We start from the raw sequence: 17886 nt of genomic DNA, 5'->3' as shown, positions 1-17886 counted from the left end.
AGAGTCAAAAACACCCCCGGCTGTTGCATCAAAAGGATAAAAAATTAATTGGGGACGGAGGAAAATGAAAAAACCTCCGTCCCCAATTAATTTAAGGGTGTCCCTTTCTAGCCTTTGTAATAATTAATCAGGCATCCTTTCAGGATGATTTCGCGTTCGGCATCTGTCATATCGCCTACGCTCAGAGTGATTTCCTTAAGCCCTCCATCCACTACATATGCCTTGATGTCAGGCGTCTTATCTTCAATCGCTTTTTTGATGCCAGGTACAAAGATGTAGTCTCCGTTCTTAAAGTTCAGGCTCTGATGCTCTTCCTTCGTAATAAATGGAAGCATTCCCCAGTTGATAAGATTAGAGCGATACCTCTTTGTGGCATATTCGTTGGCAATATTGGCCCATCCTCCTAACACCTTCTGGCAGGATGCCGCCTGCTCTCTGGCAGAGCCGTCGCCTGGCTTCACGGCAAATATCGTACTTCCCACGCCTATGTTGCCTTCTCCGGCTTTCGGGAATTTCTTCCGCACCGCAGCCATCACCGGCTTCAGCTCATCCAGTACGTCGAGAGGACACGTGTGTGCCTCAATCGCTTTCTGTGCCTTCTGAACCTCTTTCGCCCGCCCTACATAAGCCGGGTCTTTCCTGGACAAGGTGAATTCCGCCAGGCCGAGCGGATTCGAACGGTAGGAAGAAGTCTCGCCGGACGGTATCAGCTCGTCTGTCGTCGTTACCGGGTCGTGAATCTCTGCCACCACCTTGAGCACAAGATTCTCAGGCAGTGCAGGCATCTCAGGCCAGTCCTTGATATTAGGGCCAAACTTGATCTCTACAGAAGGGTCTGCCTTTCCCTTGCTGTCAAATACTCTGTTGGCATATATTTCTTGATCAAAATGATACTTCAGTCCTTTATATTCTACATCCATATCTGCTGCCGAAGTGAGGAATCCTTTATTTGCCGCAGTAGCCGCGATAGATCTCGCATCCATAAGCGCCACGGATGATATCTGGCCGCTCTGCAGCTTAGACCCTTCTCTGTTCGGGAAGTTTCTCGTTGAGTGTCGGATGGAGAACGCATGGTTGGCCGGCGTGTCCCCTGCCCCGAAGCATGGTCCGCAAAATGCCGTCTTCACGATCGTACCCGCCTGCATTAGATCTGCCACGGCTCCATTCTTGACAAGTTCCATGTATATAGGCGTGCTTGCCGGATATACGCTGAATGTAAATTCATCGGCCCCGATATATTTTCCGCGTATGATATCCGCCGCTGCACATATATTCTCAAAACCGCCTCCTGCACATCCGGCGATGATACCCTGTTCCACATACAGTTTTCCGCCCACGATCTTATCCTGAAGAGTATAATCTACCGCACCGTCCAGGCTTACAAGCGCTTTCTGCTCCACATCGTGGAGTACATCCTTCAGATTGGCATTCACTTCGTCAATCGTATACACGTTAGACGGGTGGAACGGCATCGCGATCATAGGCTTAATCTCTCCCAGATCTACATATACCATACCATCATAATATGCGACGGCTCCAGGATTCAGCTCTTTGTAGTCTTCCGCCCGGCCGTGTATCTCATAGAACTCTTCAATCTTGCTGTCTGTCTTCCATATGGATGACAGACACGTCGTCTCTGTCGTCATGACATCTATTCCGATACGGAAGTCTGCACTCAGCTTATCTACGCCCGGCCCGACAAATTCCATTACTTTGTTGTTAACATATCCGTTGGCAAATGTGGCTCCGATAATGGCAAGCGCAACGTCCTGAGGTCCTACCCCCTTTGCAGGCTCTCCATCCAGATAGATACCCACGACACCCGGCATATTGATGTCATAAGTCTTTTCCAGCAGCTGCTTCACAAGTTCCGGTCCGCCTTCGCCCATTGCCATCGTACCTAGTGCACCATACCGGGTATGGCTGTCCGACCCAAGTATCATCTTTCCGCCGCCGGCAAGCATCTCTCGGGCATACTGATGGATGACCGCCTGATGAGGCGGCACATATACACCACCGTACTTCTTAGCGCAGGTAAGCCCGAACATGTGGTCATCCTCATTAATCGTACCACCTACCGCGCACAGAGAATTATGGCAGTTTGTCAGCACGTATGGAATTGGAAAGCGCTCAAGCCCGGATGCCCTTGCCGTCTGGATAATTCCCACAAAGGTAATATCGTGGGATGTGAGTTTATCAAACTTGATCTGCAGGCGGTCCATACTGCCGGACGTATTATGTTCAGCCAGAATATTGTATGCCATCGTATTCTTAGCGGCATCTTCCTGTGATACGGCCTGCCCTGTTCTTGCGGACACTGCATTTACATCTTCCTCAATCTCTGTACCGTTCAGCAGATAGACACCTTTATCGTATAATTTCACCATGTTAGTTTCCTCCTACTCTTTCATATATTTCATGTGGTCTGCGACCATCATAGCTATCTTAAATGTCAACGCGTCGTCGAACACCCTTACGTCGAGTCCCGTCTTCTTCTGTATCTTCTCCAGCCTGTACACAAGTGTGTTTCTGTGAACGTATAGCTGTCTGGCTGTCTCGGATATGTTCAGGTTGTTTTCAAAAAAGGTATAGACGGTTGCCAGCTCTTCATCGTCAAACTCTCCTGAACCTCCGCCATCGAACACCTCTTTCAGGAACATTTCGCAAAGCGGTACCGGGAGCTGATGTATGAGCCTGCCTATTCCGAGCTCGCTGTATGCAAGTATATTGCGTTCCGCATAGAACACACGGCCTACTTCCAATGCCATAGCAGCCTCTTTATATGATCTGGATACATCCCTCAGTTCTTCGATTATCGTCCCATATGCGACCCTGACGCTGACCATGGCCTCCATGTTAAGCGTATCGACGATAACCTTCGCAGTCTGGTTCATATCTTTATAATCTTCCGTCTTTTCCAGCGCTTTGACAAGAATGATATGCCCCTCGTCCACAGCCGTTACAAAGTCTCTGCTGCCTGTGGCATAGAGGCCTTTCAATGTCTCAAGCACCAGGTTCTCCCCTTCGTGCTTCGGCTCGATAAGGAACACCGCTCTTCGCAGGTCCACGGGTATCTTCATCTTCTTCGCCTGATTATAGACATCTACAAGCAGCAAGTTATCTAAGATCAGGTTCTGGATAAAACGGTTCTTATCCATTCTCTCTCTATATGCAGATATCAGGTTCTCCAGCTGGCTTACCCCCAGACGCCCGCTCATGGCAATATGGGACTTATCTCCCTGAAGCGCCAGCACATATACCGGTTCATCTTCCGCATGAATCAGAAACAGCCCTGTGCCGTCCTCTATATATTCCCGGGATTCTCCCGAATGTTTAATAAATGATGCCACTTGCCTGTCCAGCATTGTCTGCTTTTCATTCGTCATGACAAGGCATGTCGCATGAATATCCCAAATGGATACTTCCAGCTCCGTTATCCTTCGGATATCCTGGACCGTCTTATGCAATACCTGGTTCAATAACATCCGCATCCTCCTGTCGGACTATACGTCCATTTATCATTTTACCATACGAAACTGGCAGTGTCTAATATTTTACCATTGACACTCCACTTTAATTCATGTATGATACCTTCAGAAAGCAAGGCGGCAGTAACAATTCATATGCCGTCTGGAACCACATACAGAATATGACTTTGCCACCGGGTAAAGTATGAGAAGCGTTTGGAAGCCATACCATTAGGTCTGAGAAGGTATGGAGCCGGCGCTTTTTTTGGAGGCTTATTTATGAAAGATACAAATTCATCTTCACTTTTTATTACCTTCTGCAGATACGTACTGTTCAATGTCACCGGGATGGTCGGCCTTTCCTGTTATATACTGGCTGATACTCTGTTCATCGCCCGCGGGCTAGGCCCTGACGGGCTTACTGCGCTGAATCTGGCAATCCCGGTCTACAGCTTTATCCACGGTACGGGTCTGATGGCCGGTATGGGAGGAGGAACAAGATATTCCATTCAGAAGGCTGCCGGTAATACTGCCGCGGCACGCCGGACATTCACCACGGCTGTCATCGCGGCACTTGCCCTTTCTTTCCTCTTTGTATTGTCCGGAGCATTCGGGGATAAAGCTCTTACATCACTTTTGCACGCCGATAGTGCCGTATTCGGGATGACGCGCATATATCTGAAGGTTATACTGCTGTTTGCACCTGCTTTTATGCTCAATAACGTTGTGCTCTGTTTTGTGAGGAATGACGGGAATCCAAACTTATCCATGGCTGCTATGCTTGCCGGCAGCTTTTCTAATGTCATTCTGGACTACGTATTCATCTTCCCCCTCGGAATGGGGATATTCGGCGCCGTAATCGCCACCAGCCTTGCACCCCTTATAAGTCTTGGTGTCCTCTCGCTTCATCTGTTCTCTGCCAAGAGCGGTCTAAGGCTTGCAAGGCCGTCCCATATGGTAAAAGGCAGTGCAAGGCTTCTCTCGCTTGGCCTGTCCTCTTTCATCGCTGAAGCGGCTTCCGGTATAGTGATGATCACGTTCAACTTCATCATCCTGTCCTTAAAAGGTAATCTGGGTGTTGCCGCATACGGCATCATTGCAAACCTGTCGCTCGTCGTCACTTCTATATATACCGGAATTGCGCAGGGCAGCCAGCCGCTGTTGAGCGAAGCGCACGGAGCAGGTCGGCAGGACAGCATACGCAGAGTCTATGTATATGCCATCATTTCAGCCTCCGTCTTCTCTCTCGTAATCTACAGCCTCCTGTCTATCCTGAGGGTTCCAGTCATCGGCCTGTTCAATCATAGCGGCAACGGGGCACTGGCAGAGATGGCGGGGCGGGGAATCATTTTATACTTTACCGCTTTTTTATTTGTCGGCATCAATATTATTTCAGCCATACTGTTCAGCTCAGTAGAACAGGCACGGCTTTCCTTTTCACTTGCAATGCTTCGTGGCATAGTCCTTCTGCTCCCTCTTACGCTTGTGATGTCGCGCATGTTCGGGATGACAGGTGTGTGGCTCTCCTTCCCGGTCACAGAGATGGCTACATGCATTGTTGCACTCCTATTCGTCTGCCGGCACTTTAAAAAACAGCGTTCTCATCACAAAACAGGCGGTTAGTCAAACCAACCGCCTGCTGCTGTGCATTTAAACCGGAAGATAAGCGAAAAAGCCGAAAACCTTCCGCCCGTTTACCGCATACGTTTTATATTCTTGATTTCACGGCCGTGCTTCTCGACGATGACCTTGATGACGCCAACGTTTTCTTCCAAGGAGGTAAGCCTCCGCTCATTCTTTATCCATCCTTCAGACACAGGATACACATTTTCACATAACATAGATACCGAGTGCTTGATATCATTTTCCACCATAAGCTGAAACTCGTAGAACTGTTGGTTTGATTGCTTTACCTTTTGTTCCAGGGCAACAATCCATTCAACCATCTGCTTCATCTGCTCGTTCATACCGCCAAGACGGATATTAAGCTGCTTTATATCCTGCTCTACAGACTCTGCGTTCTGTTCCAGCGACTCTATCTTATGTTCTATGGCGTCTATTCGCTGTTCCAAGGCGTCTATTCGCTGTTCCAAGGCGTCCATTCGCTGTTCTATGGCGTCCATTCGCTGTTCTATGGCGTCCATTCGCTGTTCCAAGGCGTCCATTCGCTGTTCCAAGGCGTCCATTCGCTGTTCCAAGGCGTCCAGCCTCCTGATTACCGGCTCCAGTTTTTCGTCCAATTTTTGTTCTAGTTTCTCATCCAGCATTGCCCCAAGAATCTCAATAAATTTCTGTTCTGTCATACGCTTCACTCCTTATGTGTTTTATCATTATAACCGTTTACGTTTGCATATACAAGCTGTATTTTGTACTTAGGCATACAAAATAACAGCTTCAATTTTGTATATTATTTTTCATCCATAGGCAGCACCACACATTCCGTTTATCTGCATTATCAGTGAATTTGCTGGCCGAGCGGCCTGATTGGCTCATTATGAGCCCTGAATGGCGGAACGCCGTTCAGATAGGTTTTATTCAGTGTATCACAATACGCAAAAGAATACCAGCCCTATCGGGCCGGCATCCTGCATTATTAGAAATTAGTTTGTAATTGTGAGTTCTGTCTCTTTGTCAAACACGTGAATCTTCTCTGCATCCAGAGCGAACTTTACTGTATCGCCTGTTCTTGCTGTAGTCCTCGGATCAACCCTTGCTGTCATATTTGACCCTTCGTAGTCGAAGTACAGGTACACCTCCGCACCTAACATCTCATATACGCGGATGGTTGCTTCTATCACGGTGTTCGGAGAAGACTCGATGAACATCTGCTCATCATGCACGTCCTCCGGACGGATACCGAGAACGACTGTCTTACCGTCATATCCGCCGTCAATGAGCTTTTTCGCTTTCGCCGGCGGAAGCTCGATTGCCGAAGGTCCTGCCTGAAGCACTACCTTCTCACCGTTCACCTTGCATACCGCATCGATAAAGTTCATCTGAGGAGACCCGATAAATCCTGCCACGAACAGGTTGCACGGATAGTCATATAACGTCTGCGGCGTATCCACCTGCTGTACGATACCTGCATTCATAACTACGATTCTTGTTCCGAGCGTCATAGCCTCAGTCTGATCATGGGTTACATAGATAATCGTGGTTCCAAGCCTCTGGTGCAGCTTGGAGATTTCAATACGCATCTGGCCGCGGAGCTTAGCGTCCAGGTTGGAAAGAGGCTCATCCATAAGGAATACCTTAGGATCACGTACAATGGCACGGCCCATGGCGACACGCTGTCTCTGGCCTCCTGACAGAGCCTTGGGCTTCCGGTCCAGCAGCTGTTCCAAATCGAGGATTCTTGCAGCTTCGCGGACCATCTTGTCAATCTGGTCCTTCGGAGTCTTCCGAAGCTTCAGACCAAATGCCATGTTATCATACACCGTCATGTGAGGATACAGCGCATAGTTCTGGAATACCATCGCGATATCTCTGTCCTTCGGCTCTACGTCATTTACCACTTTATCCCCAATCCTGAGTTCACCCGAAGATATCTCCTCCAGACCTGCAATCATACGAAGCGTCGTAGATTTACCACATCCGGACGGTCCGACAAATATGATGAACTCCTTGTCGTCAATCTCAAGATTAAAATCCTTTACTGCTTCAAATCCATTTGGATATACTTTGTTAATGTGCTTTAATGATAAACTTGCCATTTTTAACTTCCTCCTAATCAACCTCTCGTATCATCCGATACCTTTTTCGTTCTGTAACAAAGTATATAAAAAAAGTTCAACCTGAACCATGCCCAAGTTGAACAATCTTTTTAAATAATTCTATACAAGTTGAACAAGAGCATTGCCGCGTCTGCCGGCATCCGCTAGAGCAGCGCCTGGTATACCTCACGCTTACCAATCCCGCGGTCCCTCGCAACCTGTTTCATAGCATCTTTTTTTGTCATGCCGGCCAAGAGGTACTGCTCCATATGCTCTTCCATGCTCAGCTCTTCCCACCTGGCCCGTGCCTCTTCCCTGACTGCCTTCCGGCTCTTGCCCTCCACGACGATGACACATTCCCCTTTTGGTTCTGTCGTCTCATAATATAAGCATGCATCTTCCAACGTGGTGGCAAATGCCGTCTCATGCCTTTTTGTCAGTTCCCTGCATACGGTTGCTTTCCTGTCACCCATCGCTTCCGCCAGCTCTTTCAACGTCCGGACGAGACGGTGGGGCGCTTCATAGAGGACGACGGTCCTCGTCTCTCCCGCCAGTTCTTCCAGTATCTCCCTCCGCTCCTTTTTGTCCGAAGGGAGAAATGCCTCGAAGGCGAATCTTCTCGTAGACAGGCCCGACAGCGTAAGCGCCGTGATACACGCCGCGGCACCAGGCACGGATGTCACAGCCACACCTGCTTCATAGCACATCTTCACGAGTTCTTCCCCCGGATCGGATATCCCGGGCGTTCCTGCATCCGTTATAAGAGCGATATCCTTGCCTTCAAGAAGCAGCTCGACAAGCTTCCGCCCCTTTTCTAACTTGTTATACTCATGATAGCTTGTCATCGGCGTCTTAATCTCAAAATGGTTCAAAAGCTTGATACTGTTGCGCGTATCTTCTGCTGCAATCAGATCAGCTTCTTTTAATATTCGTACTGCCCGGAATGTCATATCCTCCAGATTTCCGATAGGCGTTGCGCACAAGTACAATATACCGGCCATAATCCCCTCCTTTTCTGCACCGTACCAAGCGGACGTGCCTATACTCCGTATAGGCCACGCAGCTCTTTTGTGTAATCGCCGTTCTTTTCATATACGATAAGCGGCGGCTCTGCCTTCATCCTGGGATTCCCGCCTTTGAGCCCCTCGATCAGGACCATATTGGGCTCCTTATCGACGTACGGATATACGAAACGCATACGTTTCGGCTCTATCCTATAGCTGCACATCTTCGCAAATATCTCCGGCAGGCGAAACGGACGGTGCACCATATAGAACCTTCCTTTCGGGCGGAGTATCTTTGCACTTTCCCGCAGGATATCATCAAGACAGACCAGCGCCTCATGACGGGCCACGTACAATGCCTCATTGTCATTTTTGAGCCCGTGGTTCCCAATCATATACGGGGGATTCGTCGTAATGACATGAAAAGAGGCCGGTCCGAATATAGCGGCCGCCTCTTTGATATCACCTGTCACGATGTCAACCTTCTTTTCAAGCCCGTTGTGGCGGACGCTTCGGCGTGCCATATCTGCACTCTCTTCCTGTATCTCCAGTCCCACGTAGCGTGAACCTTCGTTCTTGGCCTCGAGCAGGAGAGGCAGGATACCTGTCCCGGTTCCCAGATCCAGCGCCTCTTCCCCCGCCCTGACATGAGCAAAGGAAGTCAACAGCACCGCATCCATCCCGAAGCAGAACCTCCCGGGACTCTGGATAATCTCATATCCCTTGATCTGCAGGTCGTCCAGCCGTTCTCCCGGCTTCAGATTAGTTATCATCCAGCTTTGACACCCCATTCTTCTCTTCCAGCGCCTTCAGTTGTGCAAGCTCTTCTTTCGTAAGTCTTACGTCCTTTTTCCTGCGCTTTGGCTTGAACCTTAATTCGGCTGCTTTATACTCCCGAATCTCTTTCTCGTCATTTTCCAGAGTTACGATTGCCTTCACCTGCTGGCGCAGCACGTTCACCGACTGGACATCCCCGTGCAGCCCCTCCGGCGTAGTCACGTGGTCACCGACAGACGGAAGCCTGTTATTCAGCTCCTCATATGTCTCTTCTTCATTCGTAAGACAGCACATCAGCCTCCCACACACGCCCGATATCTTCGTCGGATTCAAGGACAGGTTCTGCTCTTTGGCCATCTTGATGGACACCGGGGCAAATTCTGTCAGATACGTATTGCAGCAGAGCGGTCTGCCACATATGCCGATTCCTCCCCGAATCTTCGTCTCGTCCCGGACACCAATCTGCCTTAGCTCGATTCTTGTCCGGAACACGCTCGCCAGATCCTTCACTAGTTCGCGGAAGTCAATTCTGCCGTCTGCCGTAAAGTAGAACAATACCTTATTATTGTCAAATGTATACTCCGCGTCTATCAGCTTCATCTCCAGCCCATGCTTGCGGATCTTCTCCAGGCAGATTTCGAAGGCTTCCTTCTCCTTCTCCCTGTTTCTTGCCTCCTTATCCATATCATCCTTCGTGGCTATACGGATAACAGACTTGAGCGGCTGAGTAATCCGGTCATCTGCGACTTCCTTCGGACCGGTGACGACAGAACCAAATTCCACGCCTCTGGCGGTCTCCACGATGACCTTGTTGCCTGTCTTAATATTGAACTTTCCCGGCGCGAAAAAATATATCTTTCCCGCAGGCCGGAATCTTACTCCTATCACTTTTGTCATATCCTTAATTCTCCTTTATGGTAAGGAACAGAAGCTCCATGGCCAGCTCAAAGTTGACATTCGCCTTCAGTCTGGTCTTGGCTTTTTCGAGGCTATTAAGAATCAGCTCGACACCTTCGTATGAGCTCTTTCTCGCCTGTTCTTTAATATACTTGATCTGATCCTTGAACACAACCTTGTCCATATCTTTTGTCGCTTTATATAACAAGACATCCCTGTACCACACCATGATGATGTCCAGGTAGTCGTTGATTTCAAGTTTATAAGACGTAATCCGCTTCACCGCTTCTACGATTTCGCTAAGCTCCATCTCCTGAATATATTTCAACAGCTGGACCGCTTCCTCGCGAATCTCGTTAAAATACTCGGAATTCGCAAGCAGTATCGCCCGTCCCATATTCCCCTGGGCAAAAGCGGTGCACATGTCTGCCTTGTAATCCGGTACTTCCATCGTCTCCATCAGGTACTTTTTGATAAGTGTATCCTTGATATTACGAAGCTTCAGCATCACGCAGCGGGAGGCGATTGTCGGAAGCAGCGTATCTGCATTTTCCGTGAGCAGCATAATAACCGCATACTCCGGCGGCTCCTCAATCGTCTTAAGGAGTGCGTTCTGCGCCTGCACGGACATCATATCAGCCTGAGGGATGATGTATATCTTATAAGGTCCCTGGTACGGCTTTATCAGAATCGTATTGTTGACCTGTTCACGGATATCGTCCACGCTGATCGTGTTCGGCTTCTCGTGAGTCACTTTGATGATATCCGGGTGGTTCCCACTTTCAGCCTGCCTGCAGGAGTGACATTCATTGCACGGGTCCGGCCCGGCCTTCTCACAGAGCAGCGTTGTTGCAAACAGGTTCGCGAGCATCTTCTTCCCCGCTCCCTTTTCCCCGTTCAATATATATGCGTGCGACACCTTATCTTCCTGCACTGCACTTCTTATATAGTCGATGATATTTTTGTGTCCAACCACATCTTTAAAACTTCCCATTTTGTATTTCCCCTAGTATTTTTCTGAAAATCGTACGTCAGTTACTGTTCTATTATTCCTGCATCCAGACCTCGATATACCGGTCTCTGGCCGGGCCTTCTACAGTAAAGCCCATGCTCTTATACCATTGTAACATATCTGCGGCCTCTTTCGAAACCTTTTCTCCGGGAACAATCAATGGACTGCCCGGCGGATACAGGTATGCGTATTCCATGGAAATGCATCCCACGCTATTCTCCCATGGAACCATCTCCGTACACCTTTGACCAGACGCAGCGGCCTGTTCCTTCCAAGCAGCGGCAGCCGAACTGCTGCAAAAAACTTCGAGATGCGGCAGCGTTCCCCCAGAAGGCAGCTCATGACTTCCAACACAGCCACAGCAGGATACTCTCTCCATGCGCCGGCCGGTTTCCAGATCCATATGGCGGAGCGCGCGGGCAAGACGGCGCATCCCATTCTCTACATCTCCGACCGACGTCATCGCCAGCACATATGTACCAGCCGCCATCTCCATCTGTAAATGATAATCCTCCAGAAGTGCTTTGTAAAGCATCTGCCCGGTCATATCTGTATTCTTCACCGATATGATTATCTTGGAACGGTCAAAATGCTCTGTCTCAGCGATATGCAGAAACTTAAGCTCTCTCAGCTCCTGCCGTGTACGCTCCAGCATCTCCACATAAGATTCGAATATATCCTCGCTCCGTCTCTCCAGTAGGTCGATACAGGAATCTATACTTGCCATCAATACATAGGACGGGCTGCTCGTCTGCAGCATGTGCAGGTAATCTCTCACCTTTCCCCGGTCCACAAGCTTTCCGTTCATATGCAGCAGTGCCGTCTGAGTCAGTGACGGCAGCGTTTTGTGCAGACTGTGTATAACGATGTCGGCTCCTTTTGTATTGGAATTCTCTGGAAAATAAGGATGAAATCCGAAGTGTGCCCCATGAGCTTCATCGACGATCAGCGGAACCCCTTTTTCATGGGCAGTGGCGGCGATGGATTCGACATCCGATACGACGCCGTCATAAGTCGGCGAGACAATGATAACCGCCCGTATATGGGGATACCTTTCTAAAGCACGCTTTACATCCCCGGCAGATATCTCCGTATTCAGACATGCATCTGTGCGGAATCCCGGATATAAATAAACAGGCTCTAACTCATTCAGATATATAGCATGATACACGGACTTGTGGCAGTTTCTTGCCACAAGTACCGTGTCTCCTTTTGTAGTCACGCCCGCAACAGCGCTTAAGATTCCTACCGTGCTCCCATTGACAAGGAAATGAGTCTCCTCCGCCTGATAGACCAGTGCCGCCCTTGCCTGGGCCTCCTTCAGCATTCCATGCGCATGGTGCAGGTCATCAAAGCCCTCGATCTCCGTAATGTCAATCTGGTACGGTATAGAGGATTCGATCATGTCCGTATTCCTCTTATGGCCTGGCATATGGAAGCCGTAGAAATCAGAATTACTATATTCACTTAACTTATCATAAATTGTGTTCATATAACGCTGTAGCTTTCTCTTAGTGTATGCTCACCGGACTGCTGCAGTCCGGTCGGGCAGTCTTATAATCTCTTCAGCAGCTCTTCTCTTTCTTTTTCAAAACCAGGTTTGCCGAGAAGCGCAAACATATTCTTCTTGTAACTCTCAACGCCCGGCTGGTTAAATGGATTCACCCCAAGGATGTATCCGCTCACGCCGCACGCGAACTCGAAGAAGTAGAACAGCTGACCAAGCGAAAATTCATCCTGCTTCGGTATATTGACTATCAGGTTCGGCACATTACCGTCCGTATGGGCAAGAATGGTACCGTTCATGGCACTTTTATTAACAAAGTCAACATTCTTCCCTGCAAGGTAATTCAACCCGTCCAGATCAACCGGTTCTTCCTGAAGGATAATCTCTTCTGCCGACTCCTCCACATTCAGCACCGTCTCATACATGATACGGCTTCCGTCCTGGATGAACTGGCCCATGGAGTGCAGGTCGGTAGTAAGATCCACGGACGCGGGGTAGATTCCCTTCTGGTCCTTGCCCTCGCTCTCGCCATATAGCTGCTTCCACCATTCAGATACATAGTGGAGGCTTGGCTCATAATTTGCCAGAATCTCCACCATCTTTCCCTTTCGGTGGAGTATGTTGCGGACGGCTGCGTAAAGCATGGCGTCATTTTCTTCAAATGGGGCATCCAGAGCCATCTTCCGGCCTGAAGCGGCGCCCTCCATCAGCTTATCGATATCCGCTCCGCTTACCGCGATGGGAAGAAGTCCAACTGCCGTTAGCACGGAGAAGCGTCCGCCTACATCGTCCGGCACGACAAAGGAATCATACCCTTCCTCGTCGGCAAGGTTCTTGAGCGCCCCTCTCGCCTTGTCCGTCGTCGCATAAATCCGCTTCCCTGCTTCAGCCTTACCATATCTCTTCTCCAGCAATTCCTTAAAAATACGAAATGCTATGGCCGGCTCTGTCGTCGTCCCCGATTTGGAGATGATATTCACTGAGAAATCCCGTTCTCCAATTACGTCGATCAGATGCTTCAGATATGTACTGCTGATGCTGTTTCCTACATAATATATTTCAGGCGTCTTCCTGACTTTTTTAGAAACCATGTTATAAAAGTTATGGCGAAGAAATTCAATCGCGGCCCTCGCCCCGAGATAGGAACCTCCGATACCGATTACAAGCAGTACTTCGGAATCAGACTGGATTCTCTCTGCGGCTTTTTTAATCCGCGCAAATTCTTCTTTATCATAGTCAACAGGAAGGTCAATCCACCCAAGGAAATCATTCCCCGCCCCTTCTCTTGAAAGAAGCTCTGCTTTCGCCTGCTCTGCAATGTTCTTCATGGACTTCAGTTCATGATTGCAGATAAATGTCTCTGCTTTCGAATAGTCAAATGTTACTTTATTCTCCATAGTGACCCTTCCCTTCTATCTTAAAGTATATATCTAATTCATTTTAGCAGATCGGGAAGTTTTAATCAAGCCATAAACTCTTCCAGAATCTGACGGATAAGCACATCTTTGGCCAGCGGTTCCTGCTTCTTCTCCGGCTTCTTTTCTTCTTTTATCTGCACCGGTTCCTTTTTCATCTGAACTGGTTCCTTTATCATCTGCACCGGTTCTCTTACCTCTTCTTTGATCACCTTTTCAGCCATTGCTCTAATCGGATCCTTCACATCCGGAACATCATACGGTTCCGGCATGACAGGAGGCGTAATCTCCGGCTTCGTTGACGGAGACGGCACTTCCCGTTCCGGCATCGGCCGCTCCGGCGTACCCCGCTTGTCCTCCTTCTTTTCTTCCGCTTCGATAGCCTTGTCAGAAACTGCCCCAAACTCTACAGCAGGCGACTCCGGCGCCATGACCTTCAGTTCTTTCTGGTATGTCTTTTCATAGCGGTGTAGACAAACATTTTCCAGATAATCTACCATATAGTTTCTTACGGCGTCCAGCCTGTAATTCTCATCTGTCGTCAGGTGGAAGAGAAAGACCAGGATTGCTAGCCCTGCGCCTGTTGCACCTGTCTTCAGCACCATATCCTGCATCCCGTTCACGACATACTGAAGCGCCGCACCGGCAGCGCCGATGAGCAGGCACATACCTGCCGCTGCTTTCTCCATGCGCCTCCAGCTATGAAGCTTCATTCCTGCGGTACGGTATTCATACAGATACTTGTCCACAAACACGTTGACATTCTCCACGGTGTCGCTGATCATACATGCATGTTCAAACTTGGCACGAACAAGGCGCATGAGCGGATGTGTACTCTTATTCATATTTCCGGCTGCACGCACCATACGCTTCAGGGTAACATTCACGATCAGTTTGCTGATAATCCCCAATACTGTCATAACTCCCATAAGCACAAATAAAATATGCTTGTCCAATATAAATTCTAACATAAAAAAGCCCTCCTTCTTGATTCGATTATAACCGAAGTCATGAAAGAGAGCGTCAAAAACCATTCTACATAATCCGCCTCCCGACAGGGGAAATCCTGTCTAATCCGTTCAGATCTTCCCGAGGCACCATTTAGATCATTTCCACCAACTGCTTTACAAGCCTTATGCTGTGTACGATTGCCAGCTTCTCAAACGCGGGATAGTCCATAGTGGCACTGTTGTCGGCTTTGTCAGAAATGGCTCGAATGATGACATACGAAACTTTGTTCAGGTATGCGGCCTGTGCGATTCCCGCCCCTTCCATCTCTACACAGAGGGGCTGGAAGTTATCCCGTATCTTGTCTTTCACACAGCCCGAAGATATGAACTGATCCCCGCTTGCTATCCTGCCCATAAATGTCCGGATATCGGGATTCGCCCGTCGGTTTGCCTCTACTGCTTTCTTCACAAGATCCTCATCTGCTGGAAACGCGAGCGTATCCATCCTTGGCACCTGTCCTGCCGGATCTCCGACTGCGGTGGCATCTACATCGTGATGCAGGGCATCTGTAGAGATGACCATATCCCCGATATCAATCCGCGCGTCAAGCGAACCTGCAACTCCGGTATTGATTAGCTGGTCAACATGGAAGCAGTCAATCAATATCTGCGCACAGATTGCTGCATTCACCTTTCCAATCCCGCTCCTCACTACAACCGCATCTTTTCCACACAGGGTTCCACGGCAGAACTCCATGGATGCCCTCGTGATACTTTCCTCAATCTTCATATCCTCTTTTAACGCCGCCACTTCCTCTTCCATGGCTCCGATAATTCCAATCATATCTATCCTCCTGGCCCGATATATTCTATATATTATAGGAATGTGCCTTCCGGCTACTGCTTTGTCTCATTATAGTGGATGGCATGCTGCTTTGCAAGGTGATGTAATTACATATGGTAATTTTAAGATATCTTTGTTATAATTCCTTATGTAAATTTATGTATTGTTGCACAAAAGCCATTCAATAATCGTATCTTATTGAATACGGTTTATGTAATAAACATAATGTATATTAGACGATATCCAGGAGGAAAGTATTATGGAATATAGGCCACATGGTGTCTGTTCACGGCTTATCAGGCTGGACGTGGAAGATGACATTATTCAAAATGTGCAGTTTGTAGGGGGATGCAGTGGAAACGCCCAGGGAATCTCCAGACTTGTAAAAGGCATGAAGGTAGAAGACGCAATCGAACGTATGGAAGGCATCGACTGTGGAGGTAAGGGTACGTCCTGCCCGGATCAGCTCGCCAAAGCGTTGAAGATAGCGACAGACCGGTTATAGCTCACCCCTGCTTCGACGGGGAAAGGATACAAAGCTGGGGAGCCTTGTATCCTCTCATGATTAGTCCTTTAGTTCTTTTGGTATCCGAAGGAACCGCAGTAAGCACCGCTCGCGACGACTTTAGCTCGTTACGTGAGCCTACGGTTTCTCAATGTAAGGTCGAAATTATTGTTAATAGTTTCTCCTGCACCGCAAGCGGTGCTTACTGCAGTCCCTTCGGACGGTGCATTAAATGTTGTTTTGTTGCTTTAGAGATTTTGGATTCAAGTTGATAATACCTACGGTTCTTCGATGAAAATTCCATTAGTGAATGAGCTACTCACATCATTATTGGCTGAGTGAATGCATCTTACCCTATAATAGTATCCACCTTCAACTGTGACTTGTCTATTAGCTGATACTCTATCCGCATTGAGATTTTCCTTTTCCCAATTTGCACAATACTCCCAGGAACCATTTTCTCCTGCAATTCTTTCAATAATAACAGCAATTTTGACTTTATCTACAGTATGAGCCGCAACGGTTGTCCCACCCGCATAAATACTTCCAGGTCCTAATCGTACAACTTTAGAATAGCCATTCAGGAGATCAATCCCCCTTGTCGTTTTCATTGCATACCCTATAGATTCATTATCGTATGTAAGATAGGAACCATCAACAATTGGAATGTCTGATGATGCTTTTGTATCAGTTACGTTAGCAACTAAAAGACTCAGGAATAATATCAAAGTGGAACACATTGATATTATCTTTTTTTTCATCCTCAACCTCCATACTTACCTTTGCCCTCATATATAAAGACACATAGCTCGACAAAAACTGACGCATTTTTTTAAAAAAAATACAAATAATTTAAAATCTTTACGAAATCTTTTTTATCAAAAGTTCCATTTATAAAATATTCTAATCCTTTATACTCAAAACTAGCAGAAAATCTTTCTGCCTTAGAACCATCTGTACTATATTCTTTTACTTTAATATCACAACCCTTTATTTCTTTAGTCCACTTATTCGTTACATTATCTTCAATGTCAATTGCCCAAGATGCCTCCCTATATGAGGCATTTATATAAAAGGAAACCTTTTCATTATTTATTTTATAGTATATTTCAGCCGTTTGTAATTGCTTATCAAGTGCACTACTATCAAATACCATCCCTTCAATACATGGAACTACTCTAACAATATCACAACCGAATGTATCTTTAATCTCCTGATAAGCATTTTCCTCCTTCTCCTCGATTGAAAGGTAATTATCCTCACTTGAATCTACCTGTGATATTTCTCTATCTCCCACAACGCTATTCATTAATTTAATAATCCTCTCCGGTCCACCCATGCTTGTCACACCGATGGCCATAGCCAGGACAAGTGCCGCCGCGAGGCTCAGATACACTTTCCTCTTCTTCCGCGTTTTCTTTACCTGTATCTTTCGTCCAAGCTCGAGCGCCTTTCTGTCCTCTTCGGGTAGAAGGGAATATAACCTTTCCTTCTCATAATCATTTATATTTTCGTTTATATTTGAACGTATTTCTTCTGTGATTTTGGCCGTAACAACTTCATCCGCACAGTATGCCTCTACGTCTTTTTCAATGCTGTCTGCTTCTTTATGGAACTCTTTTTGTATCAGCTGTTCCGTGTTGTCTAGTTTTTCTTTCATATACTTACCTCTTTTTATACCTGCCTTTTCTCTTACTCTTGACCAATCCCCCTGTAAACGTATATTATAAAGGTAACGAAATGCCTGCTGTGGGCATTATTTATACTTATTGAACGGTAAGTTCAATATGATATA

Annotated in this window: 16 protein-coding genes; 2 read left to right on the top strand and 14 right to left on the bottom strand. The window is 47.6% G+C overall.

From position 1 onward, the window contains the following. Positions 1–107 precede the first annotated feature (107 nt). Both HJV72_RS03790 and HJV72_RS03785 read right to left on the bottom strand, forming a co-directional pair. A complete protein-coding gene (locus tag HJV72_RS03790) occupies positions 108–2387 on the bottom strand; it encodes a hydratase (RefSeq protein WP_208068794.1) in 2280 nt (759 codons plus the stop codon). 12 nt (positions 2388–2399) lie between these two features. Further along, positions 2400–3485 (bottom strand): PucR family transcriptional regulator, encoded by a 1086-nt coding sequence (locus tag HJV72_RS03785; protein WP_208068792.1) that lies wholly within the window; start codon positions 3483–3485, stop codon positions 2400–2402. A gap of 261 nt (positions 3486–3746) precedes the next feature. Between HJV72_RS03785 and HJV72_RS03780 the strand changes: the two genes are divergently transcribed. Continuing rightward, positions 3747–5090, top strand: a complete 1344-nt coding sequence (locus tag HJV72_RS03780; RefSeq protein WP_208068790.1) for an MATE family efflux transporter — start codon at positions 3747–3749, stop codon at positions 5088–5090. 71 nt (positions 5091–5161) lie between these two features. Here HJV72_RS03780 and HJV72_RS03775 read toward each other — a convergent pair whose 3' ends face one another. From HJV72_RS03775 to HJV72_RS03730, 10 genes are all read right to left on the bottom strand, one after another. Then, complete coding sequence (locus HJV72_RS03775) at positions 5162–5770, bottom strand: hypothetical protein (RefSeq protein WP_208068788.1); 609 nt, start codon at positions 5768–5770, stop codon at positions 5162–5164. A 297-nt stretch (positions 5771–6067) separates the two neighbouring features. Then, positions 6068–7180 carry an ABC transporter ATP-binding protein gene (locus HJV72_RS03770; RefSeq protein WP_208068786.1) on the bottom strand — a complete coding sequence of 371 codons (1113 nt, stop codon included), beginning with the start codon at positions 7178–7180 and terminating at the stop codon, positions 6068–6070. A 164-nt stretch (positions 7181–7344) separates the two neighbouring features. Beyond that, positions 7345–8181, bottom strand: coding sequence for a 16S rRNA (cytidine(1402)-2'-O)-methyltransferase (gene rsmI, locus HJV72_RS03765; RefSeq protein ID WP_208068784.1), 837 nt, complete (start codon positions 8179–8181; stop codon positions 7345–7347). Between the two features lie 38 nt (positions 8182–8219). Further along, a complete protein-coding gene (locus HJV72_RS03760; protein WP_208069053.1) occupies positions 8220–8957 on the bottom strand; it encodes a tRNA1(Val) (adenine(37)-N6)-methyltransferase in 738 nt (245 codons plus the stop codon). Next, positions 8947–9858 (bottom strand): PSP1 domain-containing protein, encoded by a 912-nt coding sequence (locus HJV72_RS03755; protein WP_066581048.1) that lies wholly within the window; start codon positions 9856–9858, stop codon positions 8947–8949. Before HJV72_RS03755 ends, HJV72_RS03760 begins: the two co-directional genes overlap by 11 nt. Positions 9859–9862: 4 nt before the next feature. Then, positions 9863–10852 (bottom strand): DNA polymerase III subunit delta', encoded by a 990-nt coding sequence (gene holB, locus HJV72_RS03750; protein ID WP_208068782.1) that lies wholly within the window; start codon positions 10850–10852, stop codon positions 9863–9865. A 52-nt stretch (positions 10853–10904) separates the two neighbouring features. Then, a complete protein-coding gene (locus HJV72_RS03745) occupies positions 10905–12362 on the bottom strand; it encodes an aminotransferase class I/II-fold pyridoxal phosphate-dependent enzyme (RefSeq protein ID WP_208068780.1) in 1458 nt (485 codons plus the stop codon). A gap of 62 nt (positions 12363–12424) precedes the next feature. Then, positions 12425–13774 carry a glucose-6-phosphate isomerase gene (locus HJV72_RS03740; RefSeq protein WP_208068778.1) on the bottom strand — a complete coding sequence of 450 codons (1350 nt, stop codon included), beginning with the start codon at positions 13772–13774 and terminating at the stop codon, positions 12425–12427. A gap of 65 nt (positions 13775–13839) precedes the next feature. After that, positions 13840–14763, bottom strand: coding sequence for a hypothetical protein (locus HJV72_RS03735; RefSeq protein WP_208068776.1), 924 nt, complete (start codon positions 14761–14763; stop codon positions 13840–13842). A gap of 130 nt (positions 14764–14893) precedes the next feature. Continuing rightward, complete coding sequence (locus HJV72_RS03730; protein WP_208068774.1) at positions 14894–15586, bottom strand: 5'-methylthioadenosine/adenosylhomocysteine nucleosidase; 693 nt, start codon at positions 15584–15586, stop codon at positions 14894–14896. A gap of 259 nt (positions 15587–15845) precedes the next feature. Between HJV72_RS03730 and HJV72_RS03725 the strand changes: the two genes are divergently transcribed. Next, complete coding sequence (locus HJV72_RS03725) at positions 15846–16091, top strand: TIGR03905 family TSCPD domain-containing protein (RefSeq protein ID WP_208068772.1); 246 nt, start codon at positions 15846–15848, stop codon at positions 16089–16091. Between the two features lie 278 nt (positions 16092–16369). Here the strand turns inward: HJV72_RS03725 and HJV72_RS03720 are convergent, their stop codons facing one another. Beyond that, positions 16370–16852, bottom strand: a complete 483-nt coding sequence (locus HJV72_RS03720) for a DUF6147 family protein (RefSeq protein ID WP_208068770.1) — start codon at positions 16850–16852, stop codon at positions 16370–16372. A 71-nt stretch (positions 16853–16923) separates the two neighbouring features. Continuing rightward, entirely contained in the window at positions 16924–17751 is an 828-nt protein-coding gene (locus tag HJV72_RS03715) for a DUF4367 domain-containing protein (protein ID WP_208068768.1), read from the bottom strand. Positions 17752–17886: the final 135 nt, after the last annotated feature.

It is taken from the genome of Extibacter sp. GGCC_0201 (assembly GCF_017566055.1).
GTDB lineage: Bacteria > Bacillota > Clostridia > Lachnospirales > Lachnospiraceae > Extibacter.
Note: the sequence above shows the minus strand (reverse complement) of the source record. Positions and strands in the feature narration are given on the sequence as shown.